The sequence below is a fragment of the Micromonospora sp. NPDC049799 genome (assembly GCF_040656655.1).
In the GTDB taxonomy this organism is placed as follows: Bacteria; Actinomycetota; Actinomycetes; order Mycobacteriales; family Micromonosporaceae; genus Micromonospora.
Map to the genome: position 1 here is coordinate 1 of NZ_JBFAMU010000364.1, position 5043 is coordinate 5043.

4 protein-coding genes and 1 pseudogene are annotated in these 5043 nt (G+C 74.6%); 3 read left to right on the forward strand and 2 right to left on the reverse strand.

What is annotated here, in order from left to right; all coding sequences use genetic code 11:
- The 3 genes and pseudogenes from AB0I76_RS22190 to AB0I76_RS22200 all read left to right on the forward strand — a co-directional run.
- Positions 1-373 (forward strand): annotated as a pseudogene (locus AB0I76_RS22190) (hypothetical protein); the annotation flags it as partial.
- A 253-nt stretch (positions 374-626) separates the two neighbouring features.
- Positions 627-2501: a DEAD/DEAH box helicase gene (locus AB0I76_RS22195; protein WP_357038577.1), complete on the forward strand. Its 1875-nt coding sequence runs from the start codon at positions 627-629 to the stop codon at positions 2499-2501.
- Between the two features lie 99 nt (positions 2502-2600).
- Complete coding sequence (locus AB0I76_RS22200) at positions 2601-3221, forward strand: putative glycolipid-binding domain-containing protein (RefSeq protein ID WP_357038568.1); 621 nt, start codon at positions 2601-2603, stop codon at positions 3219-3221.
- A gap of 13 nt (positions 3222-3234) precedes the next feature.
- Here AB0I76_RS22200 and AB0I76_RS22205 read toward each other — a convergent pair whose 3' ends face one another.
- Together AB0I76_RS22205 and AB0I76_RS22210 are read right to left on the reverse strand one after the other, a co-directional pair.
- A complete protein-coding gene (locus AB0I76_RS22205; RefSeq protein ID WP_357038571.1) occupies positions 3235-4326 on the reverse strand; it encodes a PLP-dependent cysteine synthase family protein in 1092 nt (363 codons plus the stop codon).
- Positions 4327-4348: 22 nt separating this feature from the next.
- Positions 4349-5043: SDR family oxidoreductase (locus AB0I76_RS22210; RefSeq protein ID WP_357038574.1), on the reverse strand; the 695-nt coding region annotated here is incomplete at its 5' end.

A 5043-nucleotide genomic window follows, 5' to 3' on the forward strand; every position in this document is an offset into this window, starting at 1 on the left:
GCCGGTCGGCAGTGCCGCCACGCCCGGCGTGCCCGCGAGCAGGCCCCCCGTGCGGGAGGGGTCCGCCGGCGGTGGGCCCGCCCGGTACGACGGTGGCCCCGACCTGGGCACCCTCTACGGCGGCACGGAGGGGCCCGGATTCGCGACCGTCGCTCTGCCCGGTAACCCGGCACTGGAGAACTCCGGCTCGCTGACCGGGCACATCCTGGCCCAGGGCTGGGCCGCGAGCCCGGCCGAGGAGCGGTCCCGGACAGCCCGGGTCGTGATCGTGCTGGTCGCCGCGCTGGGGTTGCTCGTGGGGATCAGCGTGCTCGTCGTCCTGCTGGCGGGCGACGCGATGGACGGGCTGGTCGGCAGCGTCCTGAACAACTGAGCGGAGCCCACGACCGGGTGAGCCCGCCCACTACCCGTCCGCGGCACGGTGGCGGGTTTCCCGAACCGCCGTACACTGGTGTAGATCACTGACCTGGCGCGCGCCGTGCGCGCCCCTGGGCGGTCTTGCGGGCGATTCGGCGGCACTCAGCTGCGGCAGGCCATCGCGAAGATGCGCCCCGCTCGAAAGGCATTTCTTGACCATCTTTGCTGATCCCGGCACGACTCCGTCCGCCCTCGACTCCACCGCCCCACTGACCGACGAGACCGTCGCCGGGGGGCCGGCCACCGCCGAGGAGACCGAGACCGTCGACTTCGCCGCGCTGGGCCTGCCCGAGCCGCTGGTCCGCGTGCTCGCCCGCCAGGGCATCACCACCCCCTTCGAGATCCAGCGCGCCACCATGCCGGACGCGCTCGCCGGCCGGGACGTCCTCGGCCGCGGCCAGACCGGCTCCGGCAAGACCCTCGCCTTCGGCCTGCCGCTGCTCGCACGCATGGCCGAGCGCAACCGGGCCCGTCCGCTGCACCCCCGCGCGCTGGTCCTGGTGCCCACCCGTGAACTGGCCATGCAGGTGAACGACGCGCTGGTTCCGCTCGGCAAGGCGGTGGGGGTCTTCCTCAAGACCGCCGTCGGCGGTGTGCCGTACGACCGGCAGATCGACGCGCTCCGGCGCGGCGTGGAGATCGTCGTGGCCACCCCGGGCCGGCTGGGCGACCTGATCAACCGGGGCGTGTGCCACCTCGACGACGTCGAGATCACCGTGCTCGACGAGGCCGACCAGATGGCCGACATGGGCTTCCTTCCGGAGGTCACCGACCTGCTGGCGAAGACGCCGGCCGGGACCCAGCGACTGCTGTTCTCGGCCACTCTGGACGGTGACGTGGACGCGCTGGTCAAGCGGTTCATGACCGATCCGGTCACCCACTCGACCGCCCCGTCGACCGCATCGGTGTCCACCATGGACCACCACATGCTGCTGATCCCGCCGCACGACAAGTTCCCGGTGGCGGCGTCGATCGCCGCCCGGGACGGTCGGACCATGGTGTTCGCCCGCACCCAGCTCGGTGTCGACCGGCTGGTCGAGCAGCTCGCGGCGGTCGGCGTACGCGCCGGTGGCCTGCACGGTGGCAAGACCCAGCGGATGCGGACGAAGACCCTGGCCGAGTTCAAGGAGGGCCGGATGAACGTCCTGGTCGCCACGGACGTGGCGGCCCGGGGCATCCACGTGGACGGCGTCTCGCTGGTGCTGCACGTCGACCCGCCGAAGGACCCGAAGGACTACCTGCACCGGGCGGGACGCACCGCGCGGGCCGGCGAGTCCGGCGCGGTGGCCACCCTGGTGCTGCCGAAGCAGCGCCGGACCACCCTCGCGATGCTGGAGAAGGCGGGCGTGGAGCCGGCGGAGACCCGGGTGCGGGCCGGCGACCCGGCTCTGGCCGAGCTGATCGGCGCCCGTGAGCCCAGCGGTGTCCCGGTGCGCGAGGAGCCCGAGTCGCGCCGGCACGGCGACCGGTCGGGCGGCCCGCGCCGCTTCAGCGACCGGGGAGACCGCCGCTTCGGCGACCGGTCCGGTGAGGCCCGGGGCTACGGGGACCGCCCCCGCGCCTACGGTGACCGCTCGGAGCGCCGCTACGGCGACCGGCCCACCGACGGCCGCGGCTACGGCGATCGTCCCCAGGGCGAGCGGCGCTACGGTGACCGCCCGCAGGGCGAACGCGGCTACGGCGATCGTCCGCAGGGCGAACGCGGCTACGGCGATCGTCCCCAGGGCGAGCGGCGCTACGGTGACCGTCCCCAGGGTGAGCGCGGCTACGGTGACCGGCCGCAGGGCGAGCGCCGCTACGGCGACCGGCCCACCGACAGCCGGGGCTACGGCGACCGGCCCCAGGGGGACCGCCTGACGGACGGCCGGACCTACGCCGACCGGGGCACGCGGGCCTACGGTGACCGGGGCCCGCGCGCCTACGGTGACCGGCCGCAGGGCGAGCGCCGCTACGGCGACCGGCCGGCCGAGGGCCGTGGCTACGGGGACCAGGGAAGCTTCCGGTCCGACGGGCGGGGTCGGGACGACCGGCCGCGCGACGAGCGGCGGGGCTACGGCGGCCGGCCGCCGGCGCGTACCCACTGATCACGAGCATCACCGACGACGCCGCCGCGGAGCCCCTGCCCCGCGGCGGCGTCGTCGCATGCCGTGCCGGTCGCGGGCTGGTCGCGTAACGTCCGGTACATGCCGACCATGCCGAAGTCGTTCCTGTGGACGCGCACGGACACCGCCGGCGCCGAGCACGTGCTCGTCGACGACAGGCAGGGTCTGACGGCGCGTGGCACCCAGGTGGCCGTCGACCCGGTGCCCTACACCTGCCGCTACCAGCTCACCACCGACCCCGACTGGGCGACCACCCGGCTGGGGGTCGAGGTGGAGGGCGCGGGGTGGCTGCGGAGCGTACGCCTGGAACGGGCCGCCGACCGGTGGCGGGTGACCACCGCCGAGCAGGGTGACCTGGACGCGGCGCTGGCCGCCGCGGGGCACCCGCCGGTCGGCCTGCCCGGCACCGACGACCCGGACCGGCTGGCCGATGCGCGCGACGCGGACCTGGGCGGGTCACCGCTGTTCAACACCCTGCCGGTACGGCGGCTCCGGCTGGCCGACGAACCGGCCGACACGGCGCACCGGATCATGGTCGCCTGGGTGCTGGTGCCGAGCCTGGTGGTCGTCGCGGCGGAGCAGGTCTACTCGGGAAAGGGCCCGGGGCGGATCCGGTTCGCCAGCGACACCTTCGCCGCGGACATCGACGTGGACGCCGACGGCTACGTCCGGCACTACCCGGGTCTGGCCGAGCGCGCCTGACCGGGACGGGCCCTCAGGCCGGCCAGGCGCCGCTGGTCAGGAAACGCTCGATGGTGGCCAGGTGCGGTTCCAGGTCGAATCCCTGGGCGGCCACCCAGTCGTCGGAGTAGTAGGTGTCGGCGTACCGGTCGCCGGCGTCGCAGATCAGAGTGACCACCGAACCGCTCCGGCCCTCGGCGAGCATCGCGGCGATCAGGCCGAACGCGCCCCACAGGTTGGTGCCGGTCGAACCGCCGACGCGTCGGCCGAGGACCGCCGAGCCGGCCCGCATGGCGGCCAGCGAGGCGGCGTCGGGGACCTGCACCATGCGGTCCACGACCGACGGCAGGAACGAGGGCTCGACGCTGGGCCGGCCGATCCCCTCGATCCGGGAGCCGCGGCCGGTGCGGACCGACCAGTCGGCGGCCAGCCAGGCGGGGTAGAACGCCGAGTTCTCCGGGTCGACCACGCAGAGTTTGGTGGCCAGCCGCCGGTAGCGGGCGTACCGGCCGATGGTGGCGCTGGTGCCGCCGGTGCCGGCACCGACCACGACCCAGGCCGGTACGGGGTGCCGCTCCAGGGCCAGCTGCGCGTAGATCGACTCGGCGATGTTGTTGTTGCCCCGCCAGTCGGTGGCCCGCTCGGCGTACGTGAACTGGTCCATGTAGTGCCCGCCGGTGTCCTCGGCCAGCCAGCGCGCCTCGACGATCACCTTCGCCGGGTCGTCCACCAGGTGACAGCGGCCGCCCTGGAACTCGATCTGGGCGATCTTCTCGGGCGAGGTCGACGCCGGCATCACCGCGATGAAGGGCAGCCCCAGCATCCGGGCGAAGTACGCCTCGGAGACGGCGGTGGACCCGGAGGACGCCTCCACGATCGTGGTCGCCGGCCCGATCCAGCCGTTGCAGAGCCCGTACAGGAAGAGCGATCGGGCCAGGCGGTGCTTGAGCGACCCGGTGAGGTGCACCGACTCGTCCTTGAGGTAGAGGTCGATGCCCCACTCCCGGGGCAGCGGGAAGGGCAGCAGGTGGGTGTCGGCGGACCGGTTCGCGTCCGCCTCGACGGTGGCGATCGCCTCGGTCACCCACCGCCGGCTGGCCTCGTCGCACCGGTCGAGATGAGTCACGCCGGAAACCTAGCAAGCAGGCTCAGCGCTGGTCGGCACCGGTCCGCCGGCGCTGGCGGCGCTGCCCGGCGCGACCGGCGGCGAGGATGAGCGGGGCGAGCCGCAGCGCCACCCCGGGCAGCGCGTCGAACAGGCGGACCTGGGCGCCGCGCCAGCGTGGCACGCTGACCACCGGTCGGGGCCGGCGGGCGAGGCGGGCGGCCCGGCGGGCCACCCGCTCCGGGTCGAGCAGCGTACCGGTGAAGGACGCGGCGGCTCCGGGGTCGTCGAGCCGGTCGTGCAGCATCGGCGTCCAGATCCCGTCCGGGCACAGGCACGACACGTGTACGCCCCGGTGCCCGGCCAACCGCAGGTCGGCCAGCGTGCCGATGCTGAACGCGACGAGGGCGTGCTTGCTGGCCGCGTACACGGTCTCGCCGGGTGCGGCCACCAGACCGGCCAGCGAGACGACGTTGAGCACGTGCCCGTGGCCCTGCGCCCGCATCAGGGCCAGCGCCGCCAGGGTGCCGTTCATCGCGCCGAGGGCGTTGACCTCGACCACCCGGGACCGCGTGGCGGCGTCCTGCTCCCACGACGGGCCGGTGACGAGGATGCCGGCGTTGTTCACCCAGAGACCGAGTCCGCCTCGGCCGGCCGCCTCGGCGGCGGTCTCGGCGCAGGCGGCCTCGTCGCGCACGTCCAGGGCGCGGGACCAGCCGCCGAGCGGTGCCGCGGCGG